This window comes from Streptomyces sp. NPDC058534, assembly GCF_042717365.1.
GTDB lineage: Bacteria > Actinomycetota > Actinomycetes > Streptomycetales > Streptomycetaceae > Streptomyces.
The window spans coordinates 1-18319 of the sequence record NZ_JBHXNW010000050.1 but is presented as its reverse complement, the minus strand read 5'-3'; the positions used below and the strand labels follow the sequence as shown (position 1 = coordinate 18319).

The following is an 18319-nucleotide window of genomic DNA, read 5'->3' as shown; positions in this document are numbered from 1 at the left end:
AACGACAGGCCCTGGGGCCGTCCGGCGGATCAGGTCGCGGGGGGCCGGGCGGCTCGTCGGCGCCGGAGAGCGGGGTCTGGCGCGCGCAGCCGCAAGGCGGAGGGGGCGACAGGCCGGATCCCCGGCCGCCGACGACGACGCGACAGACGTGCGCGCGTGCCGGGCCCCGCGACCCGGCAAGATCCCCACGACACCCCCTGGCCGGGCTATCGCCGGCGGCCCTCGCCGCGTCGCCCGCGCGGGAGGTAGACGAGCGCCTCCGTGCCGGCGAAGCGCAGGACGAAGGTGATGACCAGGGCCAGCGCGGTGGCCGGCAGTACGGCCAGGCCGAACTGGCCGACAAGCAGGGCGATCAGCGGGATGCGCAGCACCAGGTCGGCGTTGGCGATCAGCGCGAACCGCAGGGTGCGGTCGGCCCAGTGCCGGTGCCGCCGCCGGTCGTGGAAGAGCAGCCGCTCCAGCAGCAGGAAGTTCCAGGCCACGCCGAACTGGTTGGCGACGATCTCGGCCGGCAGGTAGTGCAGCCCGGCCGACGTCAGCGCCCACAGGGCGGCCAGGTTCGGCACGAAGCCGCTCAGCCCGATCAGCCCGAACACGATCATGCGGGCCAGCGGTGCGGCGGTCCGCAGCCCGACCAGGTGGCGCAGGAAGCGGAGCCCTTCCCGCGCGGTGGACTTGGACTCCCCGGCGAACCGCTCCTCGAAGACGAACGGCACCTCGGCCACCGTGCCAGGTCGGTCGCGGACGGCGAGTTCCAGCAGGATCTTGTAGCCGAGCGGCTTGAGCGCGTCGGCGGTGACCTCGGCGCGGCGGATCGCGAAGAAGCCGCTCATCGGGTCGCTGATGCCACGCAGCCGGCGCGGGAAGAGCGCCTTGGTCAGCCAGGTCGCCGCCCGCGAGACCGCCACCCGGTAGCCGCCGGCCAGGCCCGCGCGGCTGCCGCCCTTCGTGTAGCGGGAGGCGACGACGAGCCCGGCCTTCGTCCGCTCGCCGGTGGCGACCAGTTCCGGCACGAGCGAGGGCGGGTGCTGGCAGTCGCCGTCCATGACGACGATCCAGTCCGCCCCGGCCGCCCGCATGCCCTCGACGACGGCACCGCCGAGCCCGCCGGCCGGCTCGTCCCGGTGCAGCACGGTGACCGGGAAGGGGCAACCGGGCGCCGCCGCGCGGATCACGTCCGGGGTGTCGTCGGTGGAGTCGTCCACGAAGACGACCTCGCAGGGCAGCCGGGCCGGCACGGACTCGGCTATCCGCCGCAGCAACTGCCGTATGTTCCCCGACTCGTTGAAGGTCGGTACGACGACGGTGACGGCGGCCGGTTCGGGCGGCGCCGAGAGCGGCTCCGACAGCGGCTCCGACAGCGGCTCCGAGGGACGTACGGCCGGACGGCCCAACGCGCCGGGAACGGTGGACTCGTGGCTCATCGGGCGGCTCCGGAGGGCTGGATTCGGCGGATCTCGATGCGGTCCGCACCGGTGCCGAAGACGGCGGCCGGAGCCGAAAGGTTCATGGCGGACGCGACGTCGGGCAGATCGGCCCGCCCCGCCGGGGGCCCGGACGCGTCCGCCCGCCACCCTTCGACTACCCCCTCACGATCCGTCTCAGCCGTTCAGCGCGGCCCGCAGCCGCTCCGGATCGGTCGTCGGCGCGTCACAGGTGAAGTTCCGGCAGACATACGCGGCCGCCGCCCCGCCCACCAGCGGCCGGCCGGCCAGCAGCGGGAACTCGTCGCTCCCCTCCACGCCGAAGGCGACGACCGCGCCCGGCGCCGTGCCCAGCAGCGCCGTACGGTGCAGTCCGCGCGCGGCGCCGTCGGCGGCGTCCGGTCCGACGACGGCGACCTCGCGCGGCCCGTCGAGCAGCGCCTCGGCGGCGGCGAGCCCCCAGCCGACGAAGCGCGGGACCCGCGGGCCGAGCGCCTTCACCACGCCGAGGGCTTGCTCGGCGGCGGTGCGGTGCGGCTCGGAACCGGTGTGGGCGGCGTAGGACAGCAGGGCGTTCGCGGCGGCGCTCCAGCCCGACGGCGTCGCGTTGTCGGTGGGGTCCTGCGGTCGGCGGATCAGCCGCTCCGCGTCGGCCGCCGTGTCGTACAGCGAGCCGGAACCGTCCATGAAGCGGGTGAGGACGTGGTCGAGCAGGAACCCGGCGAAGTCCAGCCAGACGCCCTCCCCGGTGACCGACGCCAGCGCGAGGAAGCCCTCCGCCACGTCGGCGTAGTCCTCCAGCACCCCGGCGTTGGCACCGGCCCGGCCGTCCTTGCTGGTGCGGGAGAGCCGGACCTGCTCGTCGAGGTGCAGCCGGACCAGCAGGTCGGCGGCGGCCACGGCGGCCTCCACCAGGTCGGGGCGCTCGAAGTAGGCGCCGGTCTCGGCGAGCGCGGCGATCGCGAGGCCGTTCCAGGCGGCGACCACCTTGTCGTCCCGGCCGGGCGCGGACCGTCCGTCCCGCGCGGCCAGCAGCCGTTCCCGGACCGAGGCGATCCGCGCGGCGTCGAAGACGCCCTCCTGCTGCGGCAGTTGCAGCACGGAGGCGCCGTGCTCGAAGGTGCCCTCCTCGGTCACGCCGAAGTACTGGGCGGCGAGTTCGGCGTCCTCGGCGCCGAGCACCTCGGTGAGCTGCGCAGGCGTCCAGACGTAGTACGCGCCCTCGACGTGGCGGCCCGTGCCGCCCTCCCGTCGCCCGCCACCGCCCTTGTCCGGACGCGCTTCGCGCGGCACCTCCTCTTCGCTGTCGGCGTCCAGCGCGGACGCGAACCCACCCTCCGCGGTGCGCAGTTCGCGCACCATGAAGTCCGCGGTCTCCAGGGCGACCCGGCGGGCGAGGTCCGAGCCGGTGGCGCGCCAGAGGTGGGCGAAGACGCGGCACAGCAGCGCGTTGTCGTAGAGCATCTTCTCAAAGTGCGGTACCAAAGATCCACCAGCTCGCGGCATGAGCACGTACCGGTGGAACCCGCCTCCCACCTGGTCGTACAGGCTCGAACGAGCCATCGCGCCGCACAGTCCTTCCGCCATCTCCAGCGCCGCCACGGAACCGGCCCGCGCATGGTGACGCAACAGGAACTCGATCACCATCGACGGCGGGAACTTGGTGTCTCCCTTGAACCAGCCGCTGGCGGGATCGACGTCCCGGGTCAGTTGGAGGAGCGCCAGGGCCTGGGTCTCCTCGGTGGGCGCCCCGGCGTCCCCGGTGCTCAGCTCCCGCTCGGCGAGGTCCCGAGTGATCTTCCCCGCGACTTCTCCCACCTCGTCCCGCCGGCTCGTCCAGGCGTTGTGCACGCCTTCGAGCACCTGACGGAAGGGCGGCATTCCGTGCCGGGAATCGGGCGGGAAGTACGTACCGAAGTAGAAGGGCTCGCCGTCCGGGGTCATGAACACGGACATGGGCCAACCGCCCTGCCCGGTGGCGGCTTGAACGGCCTCCATGTACACAGCGTCCACATCGGGGCGCTCTTCACGGTCCACCTTGACGGACACGAAGTGCTCGTTCATGTACGCGGCGACATGGTCGTCCTCGAAGGACTCGTGCGCCATGACGTGACACCAGTGGCAAGCGCTGTAGCCGACGCTCAAGAACACGGGGACATCGCGCCGCCGGGCTTCTTCGAACGCGTCGGCCTCCCAGGGCCACCAGTCGACGGGGTTGTCCGCGTGCTGGAGGAGGTATGGGGACGTGGCCTGCGCGAGTCGGTTGGGCATACCCCCATCCTTGCGCACCCGCCTCCACCCCGCCCATGCGCCACGGAGCAGCGCACGAACGGGTCCGTGCCGAACCGCTGAACTGTCTTCCTCGCCGTCGCTCAGCGGGCCGGGGTCGGATCACCCGCGCATGGTCGGTGTACTCACGCCGGAAGAGGTTGTGGCCGGGGTTCAGACCCGTATGCCTCAGCGCCCAATCTTGGGCGGTCTCCGGATCACCCTGCGGCCCGGACGACTCGCCGCACCTGATGGACGTGCAGAACAGTTCCGCCGCAGTGCCGCCCTCAGGCGCGTGCTGGATCGCGGCCCGCATCGGTAGCTCCCGGTGCCCAGTCGTTACACGGTCCCGACCGCAACGGGAGATCATCCGGCCCTGGCACGACAAGTTCAGCAGGGTGTTCGGCGGAGCGCGCTGCGGCACGCAATGCGCGGGCAGCTGTCTCGCGCACCGGACGCCGGCACATGGCTGCCGGCTGCGTCGAGCGAGCCATCGGCGCCCCGGGCGGGAGGCGGCGCGGGGCGTCACCGGCTGCCGGTCGGCCCCGGGCCTACGCCCTCAACGCCACCGCCGAGAGCGCCTTGGCGGTGGGCTCGATTCCCCGGAACCCGTCTCCGAGGTATCCGCCGATCACGACGACGGCCACCGCCGCGCCGAGGGCGAGCGCGAGCCGTTCGCCTCTCGGCGCAGCGGTCGCGCCAGCCGGCGGGGCGGTCCAACGGTAGACGAGCATGCCGGTCGCACAGGCCCCGGAAACAACAACGGCGGTGATCAGATCAAAGGTGATGTACAAGGACCCTCCGGGTTCGGAGTACGCCGGCGAAACGGAACGTCTCGGCAATGGGCGCAGGCAGACGGACTGGATCACGGACAGAACGGACAGATGCGACACCCCTCGCTCGGAGGGCTGCTTGAGGTGGCCACTCGGCGTTCGGCTCCTGTCGGAACTGAGCCGGTGTGGCGGTGAGGAGCCGGCCGGGCCCGGAGCCCGCGGACGGATTCGACGGCCTCATCTCGCCAGAAAGCCGTTCAGCACCTTGCCGCGGACGTCCCGCGTCATCGCCAACTGGTCGAGCAGCCGCCGCTCGTAGGAGTCGAAGCTCGCCATGGCCTCGCCGATCGAGCGCTGAACGTCGATATCGGGAAGGGGGACAGGCAACATCCCGAGCACCTCAAGCGAGATGGTCCGCAACGCCAGGCTCCCGGTCGAACGGGTGTCGAGCCACTCCCTGGCTTCGGGGCCGCGCAGGAACGCCGCCAGGTAGTGGGAGTCGACTGCGTCGGGCGGACTGATCACGAAACAGCCGGTGCCGCAGAGCCAGCCCTGCTGCTCATCTCCGACCACGGCGCACCGCCCGAGATCGCCGCGGCGGGCGACCACGATGTCCCCGCGCCGCAACCGAAAGCGGTCAAGTCGTTCGGCATGCTGCTCGGAGATGAGTTTGATGCCGTCCACGGTGAAGCCGATGTTCGAGATGTCCTTCGGCATCACAACGGGAATCCCGCCGGAGCCTACGTAGTCCTGGGCTCGGACCAGGCTTCCCGACGGACCTGCGAGCAGCCGCACGGAACGGCCACCGGCCGCCGACCCGCCGCCGACCACGTCCTTCAGCGACACGTTCCGGTATCGGACACCGTCCAGTGCCAGTTGGTCCTGCGCGCCGGCGATCCGAGCCAGTTCCGCTCCGAACTCCGACGTCTCGCGGTTGCGCCGTCCAAGCTCGGCCAGCTTGGCACCCAGGTCCGCGGCCCCGTCCGGTCCGCGCTGCGTCCGAAGATAGGTCCGCGGATCCAGGTTGCCCGCGTTCTCGACAAGTTCCGCGTATGCGACCGATCGCGAGAAGCCCGGCTCGTTCACGTCATCGGAACCTTCGAGCCAGAGCCGGAAACGGTCTCCGATGCGGTGGACGTCCTCGCCCGACAGCACGCGGGGCCGCTCCGACGACCGGCCGCCCGCGCTCCGCGCGTCGATGAGGAGCGCGGAGTCACCTCGGTGTGCCAGCCGGGATGAACGGCCACGGCCGAGTACCCAAACGTGCACGGCGATGCTGGTGCCCGTAAAGAGATGCGTCGGCAGGGCGATCACCGCGAGAACCGCGCCCAGAGCGACCATCTCGCCGCGGATCGACGCCTCCGCTCCTCCCGCCCAGGCCGCCCGCGCGGGCATGACGACTGCCGCGATCCCGCCCTCCTTGAGCTGAGACCAGACCAGCTGCAGCCAGGCGTAGTTGGCGCTCGACTCCGGTGGTGCGATGAACCGCCGCCAGTCCCACCCGTCGATCCGCTGGTGGAACGGCGGATTACTCAGCACCCGGTCCGCACGGCCTGGAACCCCGTCCCGCAACAGCGTCGCCGGATCCGCCGGTTCCACCCGCGGCACGCTCACCCCGTGCAGTGCCAGGTTCAGCATCGCCGGACGCACATTGCTCCGGTCCACCGCATACGCTTCGAACGAGCTGTCACCGACCGGTCCCCGCTCGGCCAGGTGCCGAGCGGCGGCCGCGAGCAGGCTGCCGGTGCCGCAGGCCGGATCCATGATGCGGTCTCCCGGGCGAGGGGCCGCGAGATCCGCGAGCAGATCAGCGACCCCGCGCGGGGTGTAGAACTCCCCTCCCGGCAACGCCCCCTCCGCCGCGTGCCGTTGCAGCAGCAGCTCGCAGACGTCGGCCACCGCGACCTCTCCGAGACTCGGGCCCCGGTCCAGCGCCGCAACGAAAGCCGTCATCCAAGCGGCATCGTCCGGCCCGCCGCCGAGGTCAAGGTCGGCCGACCACGGCAGCGGGAAACCCGGACGCCTGGCCGCCTCCTGAAGAGCCCCCCGCAGGTCGGCCACGGGGGAGAACCCGACGGCGGCCTCCGCCGAGGCGCGTTTCCAACGCCGCACGAAATCGCTCCCGGGCCGGCCCTCCACCTCCGCGAAGGCGGCCAGCACCAGGATCGCCAGCATCGCGTCGAGGTCACCGGCCGTGCCGCGGCCGCGCCGATAGGGCGCGTACGCCCGCCACAGTCGCTCGGTGAGCAGTGCTGCCGGATCTTCCGCCTCTTCGGCGAGAGCTTTCATTGCGCCGACCCCCTTAGGTCTTTGCGCAGCATTACTGCGCAATCTTCAGGACGAGGTGCTGACCATCAGCCGACGACTGATGGATCGTCACAGGAAGCAGAATAGCGGCAAGAACGTGCGACTCTAGAGGAGTGCGCCCCGTAAGGGCTTCGACTCTTCTCACTGCGCAGCAATACTGCGCAGCGAGAGGGGTGGCGGCTCCACGATGTCAACAGCCGATTCCTTCGACGCGACCGGGGCGACTGCGCGCCCACGCACAGCCGACACGTGACGCACGCCACAGTCCGGGCCGAGGGCGGGCAGGCGGTCACGGTCCCGGGCGTTGCGTGAGTGAGCGGGAACGTCGCGTGTATCAGACCCTGTCCTGACGCGGTCGGGGTGCCGACGCGGCTGCACACCCGGGCGCCGCACCCGGGCAGGTGCGCGACGCCCTCGTGAACGGCGCCGGCCGGGGAGAGGTCGGCAACCCGGGCGGTGGCTCCCCGAACCTGCTGCTCAACGTGTCCGGGCCTGGGCGGCGACGACCCCGCGCCGGGCAAGCCGACGGCGGCGTTCACGGCCGACTGCTCGCAGTCGGAACCGTCCTGCGCCTTCGACGCCTCCGGCTCCACCGACCCGGACCCGGACGGTGACATCGCCTCCTACGCCTGGGACTTCGGCGACGGCGACGGCGGCAAGGACACCGGGGTAACCGCCTCGCACCGGTACCCGGCCGCCCAGCAGAACCTCACGGTCACCGACCGCACCGGCCACGCCGACACGGCCTCCCGCACCGTCCAGTGCCGGAGCTTCGGCCTCTGCTTCGCCGGCTGACGCACAGCGAGACGCCGGACCACACCCGCACGATCCCGCACCATCCCGCACGACCAGGGCGCGCCCGGAAGCCGATGCCGGGCGCGCCCGCCGCCGCGTGCCGTACCGCCGTACCTCGTACGGGCCTCTCCCCACGGTCTCCTCGACGCAGCACACTTGACTCACGCACAACCGGGGAAGGACCCGGGGATGGGGCCGGGAGGGTCCCTGGGGCTCCTGGGGTCACCGGGGCACCCGGGAGGACGCGGATGCCGCCGGAGGGGGCGCGACATGCGGGACAGTCATCGGGCAGAGGCCGACGGGCTGCTGAGGCGGGCCGTGGAGGAGGAGGTACGGCGCTCGGGCGGACGCACGGACGGGAACGTGCTGCTGTCCCGGGCCCGCGCGGCACTGGACGCGATGGCGGGGACCTCCGCCGAGGAGTACGACGCCTACACCCACGCCCTCGACGAGGCGACGGCCGGGCAGCTCACGTTCCGGCAGCGGTACGCCCGTGAGGGCGCCGGCACTCCCCTGCTGGTCGCCGCCGTCGCGGCGGTCGCCGCGGTGGTGGCCGACGTGGCGCTCGGCACCGGCACCGGCACGGCGGTGGGCGCGGGCGTGGCCGTCGGGATCGTCGGCGCCGCGGCGACCGTGGTGAAGGTGGTCGGGTCCCATCTGCCGGCCGCCCACCACCGGGCCGGGGCCGTCAGCCAGCCCGGCGGGCCCGAGCAGTTGCGGCTGCAGTGGCTCACCGCGCTGGAGGTGCGCGGCATCCGGCCCTTCCTGGACCAGCAGCGGATGCTCGCCGCGTCCACCGCTCCGGCCAAGACCGGGCCGAAACTGCGGGGCGCCGACAAGAGCGCGGCGGCCCGGGGGCGCAGCGCGCTGGAGCAGTCCTTCGGGCAACTGCCCGAGCCGGAGGAGGCGTTCGCGGGCCGCCGGCCGGAGATGGCCCAGCTGCGGCAGTGGGTGCAGGCGGCCCGCGCGAGCACGGAGACGAAGCCGACGGTGGTGGTGCTGCACGGGGCGCCCGGCAGCGGCCGTACGACGCTCGCGGTGCGCGCCGTCCACGAACTGCGGGACTACTTCCGCGGGGCCTGCCTGGTCGACCTGCGCGGCGACGGCGCCGCGTCGGGGGGCGAGTCGCCGCTGAGCACCAGGGACGCCCTGCTGCATCTGCTCAACCGGCTCGGCGCACCGCGCGAGCAGTTACTCTTCCGTGAGCGTTCCTCCGCGGACCAGCAGGTCAAGCGGCTGAGCGAGCTGTACCACCAGCATCTGACAGGCGTACCGGTCACCGTGGTCCTGGACGACGCCGCGGACCCCGAGCAGGTGCGCACCCTGGTCCCGGAGCGGTCCGACAGTCTGGTGCTGGTCACCGCGCGGGAGCCCCTGGAGCTGCCGCCCGACCTGCCCGCGCACGTGTACGCGCTGCCGGTCGAGGCGCTGGACGCGGCGGGCGCCGAGGAACTGCTGGGCGCCGCCGCACAGGACGCCTCGGGGCCGTACGACGCCGACTCCAGCGACCAGATCCGGGAGTTGTGCGGCGGGCTGCCGCTGGCGCTGCGGGTCGCCGGTTCGTCGCTCGGCCCGCGCTCGCCGCGCGCCCTGGCGGCCGACCTGGGCGCGTACGGTCCGGTGGAGCCGGTCGAGCGCGCCCTGTGGCTGCGCTACACCGACCAGCCGGAGCCCGCCCGGCGGCTGCTGCGCCGGCTGGCGCTCGCGGGCCGCACCTCGATGGGGGCGGCGGCCGCCGCCGCGCTGCTGGCCACGGACGAGACCGAGGCGACCAAGCAGCTGACGACACTGTCCCGGGCGGGCCTGCTCGACCACGTCCGGGGCAGCCGCTACCGGCTGCACGACGTCGTCCGCGCCTTCGCCCGCGCCCGGCTCGCCGACGAGGAGGAGCCCGGCGAGCGTACGGCGGCACAGGAACGGCTGATCGCCAACTACGGCGAACTGGCGGACTCGGTGCTGCGCCTGGTCGACGGCAACATGTCGACCCGCTCCAACCAGTTCGGGCAGTACGGCTTCACGTCCCTGGACGAGGCGCTGCGCTGGCTGGACGACGAGTCGAGCTTCATCACGGCGGCGCTCAGACACGCGGAGGGCGTCGACCAGGGCGCAGTGCTGAACCTGCTGGGCGCGCTGTGCGACTACTGCCTGCTGCGCGGCGACCTCTACCGGCTGGGTGAGATCAGCGAGCTGGCGCAGTCCGTGGACCAGGGGCTGCTGGTGCGCTCGGTGCAGTGGCGCACCGGCATCGCGGCCCGGCAGCTCGGCGAGCTGGACAAGGCGCGCACCACCCTCGCCTCCGTGGTCGACCTGTACCGGGAGGCTCATCACGACGCGGGCGCGGCCCGTGCCCTGTGCTCGCTGGGCATCACGCTGCACCACCAGGGGAACCTGACCGACGCGGCGGCGAAGCTGCGGGAGGCGCTCGACCTCCAGGCCTCGCCCGAGCTGGACACGGACCGGGCGTGGACGCTGCACGCGCTGGCGGCGGTGCAACGCGACCGGGCCCGGCTGGCGGAGGCCATGGACCTGCTCACCGAGTCACTGGTGCTGCACCGCGCGGGCGAGTCGCTGCACGGCCAGGCGTGGGCCCACTTCCAGCTCGGGCAGCTGCACCTGCGCATGGGCGACGTGCCTCGCGCGGAGTCGGACCTGCGGGCGGCCCTGGAGCTGTACGGCCGGACCCAGGACGCCCGCGGCGAGGCCTGGGCGCTGACCCAGCTGGCGCGGGCCCGGCTGGTGGACGGGGACGTGGCCGTGGCGGTGGAGGAGCTGCGGTGGGCGGCGACCCGGCACCGGGAGAACGAGGACGCGCGCGGCAAGGCTTGGAGCATCTACTACCTGGGCCAGGCGCTGGAGGAGACGGGCGCCCTGGACCAGTCGGTGCGTGCGCTGGAACGCTCCCGCACGATGTTCTCGCGGATGCGGGACGCGTACGGCCTGGCCTGCGCCCGGCACCACTCGGCGCGGGTCACCCGCGACCAGCGCGCCGCCCAGACCGGCTCGCTGCGCAACTCCGGCTTCGCCCGGCAGCTCCTGGTGGACGCGCGCGCCGACTTCCAGCGCATCGGCGTCGGCCACGGCGAGGCGTGGACCTGCCTGGAGCTGGCGGTGGTGGACGCGGGAAACGCCCGTACGCCGCAGGCGCTGGCGCTGTGCGACGAGGCGGCCGCCCTGTTCGCCGCGTACGGCGACCGGCGGGGCGAGGACTGGGCCCGCTTCCTGCGCTGCACGCTGCTGCCGTACGCGGCCCCGGGCGGCGTGGAGGTCGGCACGGCGGTGGCGCAGGAGGAGCTGGCCCAGCTGTCCCGGGCCGGCCACCCGGCGCGGGACGCCAAACTCGACGAGTACGTCTACGCGTACCAGCTGCTCCTGGAACGCGGCGTCCAGCTGGAGTCCGGCTGGCAGGCCTGGCGCCTGGGCATGGTCCCGAACCGCCAGGCCCGGGAGATCATGGGGGTGGCGGTAACGGCCCGCTCGTGACCGCGGCCGCCCTCCCCCGGCCGGCGCTAGCCGCGCTGCGGCTTCGCCGGCTCACCGCCGGAGGCTCCGGAGGCTTCCGCCTTCGGGTCCGGGGTCTCCTTGAAGTCGACCTTGCCCATGTGCCGGGTCATGGACCGCATCAGGGCCCACACCGCCAGGGCCATCACCGCGAAGACGATGAACCCGAGGACACCGGGGGTGACCTTGTCCTCGTCGAGTTCGGCGAGGGTGACGAGGTGCGTCATTGCCAGGCTTGCGCTTGCACTCATGTCAGGCATTGTCCCGGACGCCGGTGAAGAGGTCGTCCTCGGGGAGGGAGGTGTCCACGAGGGACTTCGCCAGCTCGTACTCCTCGGTGGGCCAGACCTCCTTCTGGAGCTCCATCGGCACCCGGAACCAGCCCCCGTCGGGGTCGATCTGCGTGGCGTGGGCGATCAGCGCCTTGTCACGGATCTCGAAGAAGTCCGCGCAGGGCACGTGCGTGGTGAGTGTGCGCTCCTTTCGCTCGAACTCCGACCAGCGCTTGAGCCAGTCCCCGTACGGCGACTCCATCCCGCGGTCCAGCAGCGCGTGGTGCAGCGCCTCGGTGCGGGGGCGGTTGAAGCCCTGGTTGTAGTACACCTTCACCGGCTGGTACGCCGTCCCGTACTCGGCCTCCGGGTACTTCTCGGTGTCGGCCGCGCCCTCGAACGCCACCATCGTGATCTTGTGGGTCATGATGTGGTCGGGGTGCGGGTACCCGCCGTTCTCGTCGTAGGTGGTGATCACCTGCGGCCGGAAGGAACGGATCTTCCGCACCAGCTCACCGGCCGCCTTGTCGACGTCCTCCACGGCGAAGCAGCCGTCCGGCAGCGGCGGCAGCGGGTCGCCCTCGGGCAGGCCGGAGTCGACGAAGCCGAGCCACTCCTGCTTGACGCCTAGGATCTCCCTGGCCTCGTCCATCTCCTTCCTGCGCACCTCGTGGATGTTCTCCTCGATGTACGGGTCGCCCTGGAGCTTGGGGTTGAGGATGGAGCCGCGTTCCCCGCCCGTGCAGGTCACCACCAGTACGTCCACCCCCTCGGACACGTACTTCGCCATGGTGGCCGCGCCCTTGCTCGACTCGTCGTCGGGGTGGGCGTGGACGGCCATCAGTCGCAGCTGGTCAGTCAAGACTCAATCCTCGGTCAGTCGGCGCCCGTGTGCGTCGGCGCAATTTATAGGGGCCGCCCCGCAGGGGCGTCGTTGAGGGGCGGCGGTCGGGTGGCGGGCGGGAGGCTTCTATAGTGACCGAATCGGGAGCCGAATAATTCCGGGGCCCGGGAAGACCGGCTCCTGCCGAGAGGACGATCATGAGCACGGCCACCTCGCGAAGGCCCGAGGGCCGCTACGGCCGTTCCTCGGACGAACGGGCCGACCGCACGCTCAAGGTCGTCGGCGCCGTGCTCGGTGCCGTCCTGCTCGCGGTGATCGGCTGGTTCGGCTACCACTACGTCGGTCAGAACAAGATCAGTGGCGAGCTGATCGGCTTCGAGCTCGCCGAGGACTCGGTACAGGTGCACCTGGAGGTCCGCAAGGACGCCGGTGTCACCGGCTACTGCACGGTGCGCTCCCAGGCGGAGGACGGCGACGAGGTGGGCCGCGCGGACTTCCGCTTCGACGGGGACGGCACGCGCATCGACAAGGTCGTCACGCTGCGGACGAAGGCGGCGGGCACCACGGCGGAGCTGCTCGGCTGCCACCCGGAGTGACCTGACGGCGAACGTCAGCGCGAATCCATGGGCTCCCACCTGCGATGACAGGAATCTGGCGGCTTATGTCCTCCCCCTTTGGCCACTGAATTGTTAGGCTCGTGGTTTCGCCCTTCCGTGAAGGAACATCCTTCTGGGTAGGGCGTTGATTTGTATTCCCAGTACCAACGAGGAGCACCCGTGACCCAGACCAGCGAGAACGTCACCTGGCTGACCCAGGAGGCGTACAACAAGCTCAAGGAGGAGCTTGAATACCTTACTGGTCCTGCGCGCACCGAGATCTCTGCCAAGATCGCCGCGGCCCGTGAGGAGGGCGACCTCCGTGAGAACGGCGGGTACCACGCGGCGAAGGAGGAGCAGGGCAAGCAGGAGCTCCGCGTGCGCCAGCTGACCCAGCTGCTCGAAAGCGCCAAGGTGGGCGAGGCCCCGGCCGCGAACGGCGCGGTGGCCCCCGGCATGGTCGTCACGATCGCGTTCGACGGCGACGAGGACGACACGCTGACCTTCCTGCTCGCTTCGCGCGAGTACGCGAGCTCGGACATCGAGACCTACTCGCCGCAGTCCCCGCTGGGCTCGGGCGTCATCGGCCACAAGGTCGGCGAGGACGCGCAGTACGAGCTGCCCAACGGCAAGCCGGCCTCCGTGAAGATCCTCAAGGCCGAGCCGTACGACGGCTGATCCCACCGTTCATCGTGTTGGAGCCCCCGGCGTCCCGGTGACGCCGGGGGCTCTTCGTCATGAGGCGGCCGAGCGGTACTTGCGCACCGCCAGGGTCCGGAAGACCGCGATGATCAGGACGGACCAGATCACCGAGGCCCAGACGGGATGCTGCATGGGCCAGGCGTCCGACTGCACGACGCCGGGGTTGCCGAACAGCTCGCGGCAGGCCTGCACGGTGGCGCTGAACGGGTTCCACTCGGCGATGTGCCGGAGCCACGGGGTCATCTGGCTGGAGTCCACGAAGGCGTTCGACACGAACGTCACCGGGAACAGCCAGATGATCCCTCCCGAGGTCGCCGCCTCCGGGGTGCGTACGGAGAGCCCGATCAGCGCTCCGATCCAGGTGAAGGCGTATCCCAGGAGCAGCAGCAGAGCGAAGCCCGCCAGGATCTGCCCGGCGTTGGTCGGGTCGGCGGAGCCGGTGCGCCAGCCCACGATCAGCGCGACGATCGCGAGGACGAGCAGGGTGATCGCCGTCTGCACCAGGTCGGCGACGGTCCGGCCGGTGAGCACCGCGCCACGGGCCATCGGCAGGGAGCGGAAACGGTCGACCAGTCCCTTCTGCATGTCGTCGGCGATACCCGCGGCCGATCCCGCCGTGGCGAAGGTGACGGTCTGCGCGAAGATGCCCGCCATCAGGAAGTCCTTGTAGACGCCCGCGTCGGTGGTGTTCCCGATCTGCAGCGAGCCGCCGAAGACGTACGTGAACAGGACCACGAACATCACCGGCTGGATGACCCCGAACAGGACCATCTCCGGGATCCGGGTCATCCGGATCAGGTTTCTCCGGGCGATGACCAGGGAGTCCCTGATGGACTGCCCGACGGGGTTGGTGGTTGCCCCGGCCGGCGCGGCTTCGGTGGCGGCACTCACTTGGCGGCCTCCTTCTTGTCCTGGTGGCCGGCGTCGGCCGTCGGGTCCTGCTCGTCGCCGTCGTCCTCGTCCTCGTCCTCGGCCACGTGGCCGGTGAGGGAGAGGAAGACGTCGTCCAGGGTGGGGCGGCGCAGACCGATGTCGTCGATCTCGATGCCGCGGACGTCGAGTTCGCGGATGACCTCGGCGAGCAGCTTCGCGCCGCCGGTGACGGGGACGGTGAGCTTGCGGGTGTGCTCCTCGACGCTGGTCGAGCCCTTGCCGAATCCGGCGAGCACCTCGGCGGCCGCCCCTATGTGGTCGCGCTCGTGGACGACGACCTCGACGCGCTCTCCGCCGGTGCGGGCCTTGAGCTGGTCGGAGGTGCCGCGGGCGATGACGCGGCCGTGGTCGACGACCGCGATGTCGTGCGCGAGGTGGTCGGCCTCCTCCAGATACTGCGTGGTCAGCAGCAGGGTCGTACCGCCGGAGACCAGCTGCTTGATGACCTCCCACAGCTCCTGGCGGTTGCGTGGGTCGAGGCCGGTGGTCGGTTCGTCCATGAACATGACGGGCGGGGAGACCACCAGGGCCGCCGCCAGGTCGAGCCGGCGGCGCATGCCTCCGGAGTAGGTCTTCGTGGGACGGTCGGCGGCGTCCGTGAGGTGGAATTGTTCCAGCAGCTCGACGGCCCGGGCCTTCGCGGCCTGGGATCGCATCTGGTAAAGCTGGCCGACCATCTGGAGGTTCTCCCGGCCGGTCAGGTACTCGTCGACCGCGGCGAACTGGCCGGAGAGGCCGATGGAACGCCGGACGTCGTTGGGATGCTTGAGCACGTCGATGCCCGCGACGACAGCCCTGCCGCTGTCGGGGCGCAACAGCGTCGTGAGGCAGCGGACGGCGGTGGTCTTGCCCGCGCCGTTCGGCCCGAGCAGGCCCAGGACCGTGCCCTCGGGAACGTCCAGGTCGACGCCGTCCAGAGCCTTTACGTCACCGAAAGTCTTGACCAGGCCTTCGGCATAGATGGCGCCTGGCATATGAGTCTCCACGTCGTCGGGGATGCTTCGGAAAGCCTAGGTTTATGGATTTCGCCGCGTTCAGCGAGCGAATTACGACACACCATAACGCGATGTATCGCGTCTCACAATGCATTTACTCGAACGAGTGACAAGTGGTGGCCGGTGCTTCCGGGATCCGCCTCAGCCGATGACGGGGTAGCCGGCCTCCCTCAGCGCCCTGCCGACCTCGGCGCAGTGCTCCGGGCCCTTCGTCTCCAGGTGCAGCTCGACCTCCGCCTCCGTGAGCCCGAGCCGTGGATCGGTCCGTACGTGACTCACATCGAGGACGTTAGCGTCGACCACTGACAACACCCCGAGAAGCGTGGCCAGGGCGCCGGGCCGGTCCGTCAGCCGCAGCCGGACCGCCAGGTAGCGGCCCTGCGCGGCCATGCCGTGCCGCAGCACGCCCTGCATCAGCACGGGGTCCACATTGCCCCCGGACAGCACGGCCACGACCGGGCCCTCGAACGACCCGGGATCGCTCAGCAGCGCCGCGACCGGACTCGCCCCGGCCGGCTCCACGACCAGCTTGGCCCGCTCCAGGCAGAGCAGCAGAGCGGTGGACAGCTCGTCCTCCGATACCGTACGGACCTCGTCCACCAGCTCGCCGACGATGCCGAACGGCACGTCGCCGGGCCGCCCCACCTTGATGCCGTCGGCCATCGTCGCCGGGTGCTCGACCGCCACGGGGCGCCCGGCGGCCAGCGAGGGCGGATACGCGGCAGCGCCCTCCGCCTGCACGCCCACGATCCGCACGTCCGGCCGCAGCGCTTTCACCGCGACCGCGATCCCGGCCACCAGCCCTCCCCCGCCGATCCCGACCACGACGGTCCGTACCTCGGGGCACTGCTCCAGGATCTCCAGCCCGACCGTCCCCTGGCCCGCGATGACGTCGGGGTGGTCGAAGGGGTGGATGAACACCGCGCCGGTCCGCTCCGCGTACTCCTGCGCCGCGGCCAGGGTCTCGTCGACCACCTGGCCGTGCAGCCGCACCTCGGCGCCGTAGTCCCGGGTCGCGCTGATCTTCGGCAGCGGGGCGCCCTTCGGCATGAACACCGTCGAACGCACTCCGAGCAGCGACGACGCCAGGGCCACGCCCTGCGCGTGGTTGCCGGCGCTCGCCGCGACCACCCCCGCGGCCCGCTGCTCGGGCAGCAGCCCGGCGATCCGGACGTAGGCGCCGCGCAGCTTGAACGAGCCCGTCCGCTGGAGGTTCTCGCACTTGAGGTGCACCGGCGAGCCGACCAGCTGGGACAGGTGCCTGCTGCCCTCCATCGCCGTCACCCGCGCCACGCCCGAGAGCATCTTCTGCGCTCCGCGCACGTCGTCGAGGGTGACGGGTCCGACGAGGGCGGCCGTGCTGTAGCTCATGCCTCCAGCATCGCAGTTCACGGGGGCCCGGGGCCGTTGTGACCAACCTCCGAGACCCGCTTTGCGCAGCGCCGGTACGCCCTGCCGCCCGGCCGCGTACCCTGTCCCCCAATTAGCAGCCCTCCACGAAGTGAGCCCCCGGCCATGCCCACAACACCTGAAATGTCGATGGACATGACGACCGCCGGTGACCCCGGTCTTCTCGAGACGCTCCAGCACGAGGTCGCGCTCTTCGCCCGTCGCGCCGAACAGACCCGGCTCGGCGGGGTCGGGCAGGTCCGCAACTCCATGGACCGCGCCGCCTACCTGCTGCTCAACCGCCTCGACAAAGAGGGCCCGATGGGCGTGAAGGCGCTGGCCGCGAGCATGGGGATCGACTCCTCGACGGTCACCCGTCAGGTGGCTCCGCTCGTGGACACGGGGCTCGTCAAGAGGACGTCGCACCCGGAGGACGGACGCGCGGTGGTGCTCCAGCTGTCCCCGCGCGGCGAGTCGCGGCTGGAGGAGGTCCGTTCCTCCCGGCGTCAGCTGATGGCCGAGCTGACCCACGACTGGGCGCCGGAGGAGCGCGAGGCGTTCTGCGCGCTCCTCGCGCGCTTCAACGGCGCCCTGTCCGCCCGTATGGCCCCTTCGGGCGTGGCGGGCCAGGACGCGCCGTCGGCCTCCTGAGGCGCCTTCCGCGGCTTTACCGCGCGGTTCTGACCGAACTCTTGACCGACGGGGCACCCCTGGCCTGATATGAGACCTCAGGGGTCGTCGCCGTCTGGGCGGGAGGCGCGGTGCGAGAACGGCATGCGTCCCACAGTGCCCGCCGGGCCCGGGAGTTCGAGGCGTTCGTCGCGGGCGCGGCAGGGCGGCTGCTGCATGCCGCCACCCTGCTCACCGCCGAGGCGCCGGACGCCAACCCGCGCGCGCGGCGGCTGCTGTCGCTGTCCCTCGCCCACACGTACGCGTCCTGGGACCGGCTGCACGGCGAGGACCCGTACGACCGGGCCCGGCAGTATCTGGCGGCCCGCTTCGCCCGCGGGGCCTGGCACCGGCACGGCGGCCTGGTCCGGCCCCGGCGGCGCCCCGTGGGCCCGCTGGGCGCGCTCACCCCTCAGGAACGCCTGATCCTGGTCCTCAGGCTGTACGAGGGCGTCGCCGAGGAACAGGCGGCCGCGCTGCTCGGTCTGCCCGTGGAGCGCGTACGCACGATCTGCGACCGGGCGACGGCCACCCTGCTGCGTCCGCCCGCCGCGCCGGCCCGCCCGGTGGCGGCGAAGGCGAAGGCGGCGACGCCGTGACGGGCGGGACGGACAGGGCGGGCGGGACAGCCGGCGCGTGCGGGGCGGCCGGCGCATGTGGGGCGACCGGTGCGGGCGGGACGGGCGGGACGGCCGGTACGGGCGGGACGGCCGGTACGGGCGGGACGGCCGGTACGGGCGGGACGGCCGGTACGGGCGGGACGGCCGGTACGGGCGGGACGGCCGGTACGGGCGGGACGGCCGGTACGGGCGGGAGGGCCGGTACGGGCGGGAGGGCCGGTCGGGGTGCGTGGC

Annotated in this window: 16 protein-coding genes; 7 read left to right on the top strand and 9 right to left on the bottom strand. The window is 72.0% G+C overall.

The genetic code is table 11. The features are described from left to right. Window positions 1-206: 206 nt before the first annotated feature. The 4 genes from ACFWR9_RS27285 to ACFWR9_RS27270 all read right to left on the bottom strand — a co-directional run bounded on the left by ACFWR9_RS27285 (window position 207) and on the right by ACFWR9_RS27270 (window position 6754). Window positions 207-1424, bottom strand: coding sequence for a glycosyltransferase (locus ACFWR9_RS27285; RefSeq protein ID WP_383846524.1), 1218 nt, complete (start codon window positions 1422-1424; stop codon window positions 207-209). A gap of 177 nt (window positions 1425-1601) precedes the next feature. Next, on the bottom strand, window positions 1602-3695 hold the full coding sequence (locus tag ACFWR9_RS27280; protein WP_383846523.1) for a thioredoxin domain-containing protein: 2094 nt from the start codon (window positions 3693-3695) through the stop codon (window positions 1602-1604). A gap of 548 nt (window positions 3696-4243) precedes the next feature. Further along, window positions 4244-4486, bottom strand: a complete 243-nt coding sequence (locus ACFWR9_RS27275) for a hypothetical protein (protein WP_383846522.1) — start codon at window positions 4484-4486, stop codon at window positions 4244-4246. Between the two features lie 216 nt (window positions 4487-4702). Continuing rightward, a complete protein-coding gene (locus ACFWR9_RS27270; protein ID WP_383846521.1) occupies window positions 4703-6754 on the bottom strand; it encodes an N-6 DNA methylase in 2052 nt (683 codons plus the stop codon). A 474-nt stretch (window positions 6755-7228) separates the two neighbouring features. Between ACFWR9_RS27270 and ACFWR9_RS27265 the strand changes: the two genes are divergently transcribed. After that, window positions 7229-7567, top strand: coding sequence for a PKD domain-containing protein (locus ACFWR9_RS27265; protein WP_383846520.1), 339 nt, complete (start codon window positions 7229-7231; stop codon window positions 7565-7567). Window positions 7568-7837: 270 nt separating this feature from the next. After that, entirely contained in the window at window positions 7838-11047 is a 3210-nt protein-coding gene (locus tag ACFWR9_RS27260) for a tetratricopeptide repeat protein (RefSeq protein WP_383846519.1), read from the top strand. Window positions 11048-11073: 26 nt separating this feature from the next. Here the strand turns inward: ACFWR9_RS27260 and ACFWR9_RS27255 are convergent, their stop codons facing one another. Beyond that, window positions 11074-11325 (bottom strand): hypothetical protein, encoded by a 252-nt coding sequence (locus ACFWR9_RS27255; RefSeq protein WP_383846518.1) that lies wholly within the window; start codon window positions 11323-11325, stop codon window positions 11074-11076. Next, a complete protein-coding gene (mca, locus tag ACFWR9_RS27250; RefSeq protein WP_383846571.1) occupies window positions 11318-12178 on the bottom strand; it encodes a mycothiol conjugate amidase Mca in 861 nt (286 codons plus the stop codon). Before mca ends, ACFWR9_RS27255 begins: the two co-directional genes overlap by 8 nt. 200 nt (window positions 12179-12378) lie before the next feature. Between mca and ACFWR9_RS27245 the strand changes: the two genes are divergently transcribed. Continuing rightward, the gene (locus ACFWR9_RS27245) at window positions 12379-12777 is read left to right on the top strand and encodes a DUF4307 domain-containing protein (protein WP_383846517.1); all 399 of its coding nucleotides are present in this window, start codon (window positions 12379-12381) and stop codon (window positions 12775-12777) included. 180 nt (window positions 12778-12957) lie between these two features. Next, window positions 12958-13455 (top strand): transcription elongation factor GreA, encoded by a 498-nt coding sequence (gene greA / locus ACFWR9_RS27240; protein WP_125492249.1) that lies wholly within the window; start codon window positions 12958-12960, stop codon window positions 13453-13455. Window positions 13456-13512: 57 nt separating this feature from the next. On the opposite strand, the gene ACFWR9_RS27235 is transcribed toward greA, so the two are convergent. From ACFWR9_RS27235 to ilvA, 3 genes are all read right to left on the bottom strand, one after another. Next, on the bottom strand, window positions 13513-14370 hold the full coding sequence (locus tag ACFWR9_RS27235) for an ABC transporter permease (RefSeq protein ID WP_383846516.1): 858 nt from the start codon (window positions 14368-14370) through the stop codon (window positions 13513-13515). Beyond that, entirely contained in the window at window positions 14367-15386 is a 1020-nt protein-coding gene (locus ACFWR9_RS27230; RefSeq protein WP_383846515.1) for an ATP-binding cassette domain-containing protein, read from the bottom strand. Before ACFWR9_RS27230 ends, ACFWR9_RS27235 begins: the two co-directional genes overlap by 4 nt. A gap of 162 nt (window positions 15387-15548) precedes the next feature. After that, entirely contained in the window at window positions 15549-16778 is a 1230-nt protein-coding gene (gene ilvA, locus ACFWR9_RS27225; protein WP_383846514.1) for a threonine ammonia-lyase, read from the bottom strand. Window positions 16779-16940: 162 nt separating this feature from the next. Between ilvA and ACFWR9_RS27220 the strand changes: the two genes are divergently transcribed. From ACFWR9_RS27220 to ACFWR9_RS27210, 3 genes are all read left to right on the top strand, one after another. Then, entirely contained in the window at window positions 16941-17447 is a 507-nt protein-coding gene (locus ACFWR9_RS27220; RefSeq protein ID WP_383846570.1) for a MarR family winged helix-turn-helix transcriptional regulator, read from the top strand. A gap of 110 nt (window positions 17448-17557) precedes the next feature. Then, window positions 17558-18064, top strand: a complete 507-nt coding sequence (locus tag ACFWR9_RS27215; RefSeq protein ID WP_383846513.1) for a sigma factor-like helix-turn-helix DNA-binding protein — start codon at window positions 17558-17560, stop codon at window positions 18062-18064. A gap of 55 nt (window positions 18065-18119) precedes the next feature. Next, on the top strand, window positions 18120-18319 hold a 200-nt coding region (locus tag ACFWR9_RS27210; RefSeq protein WP_383846512.1), incomplete at its 3' end, for a hypothetical protein.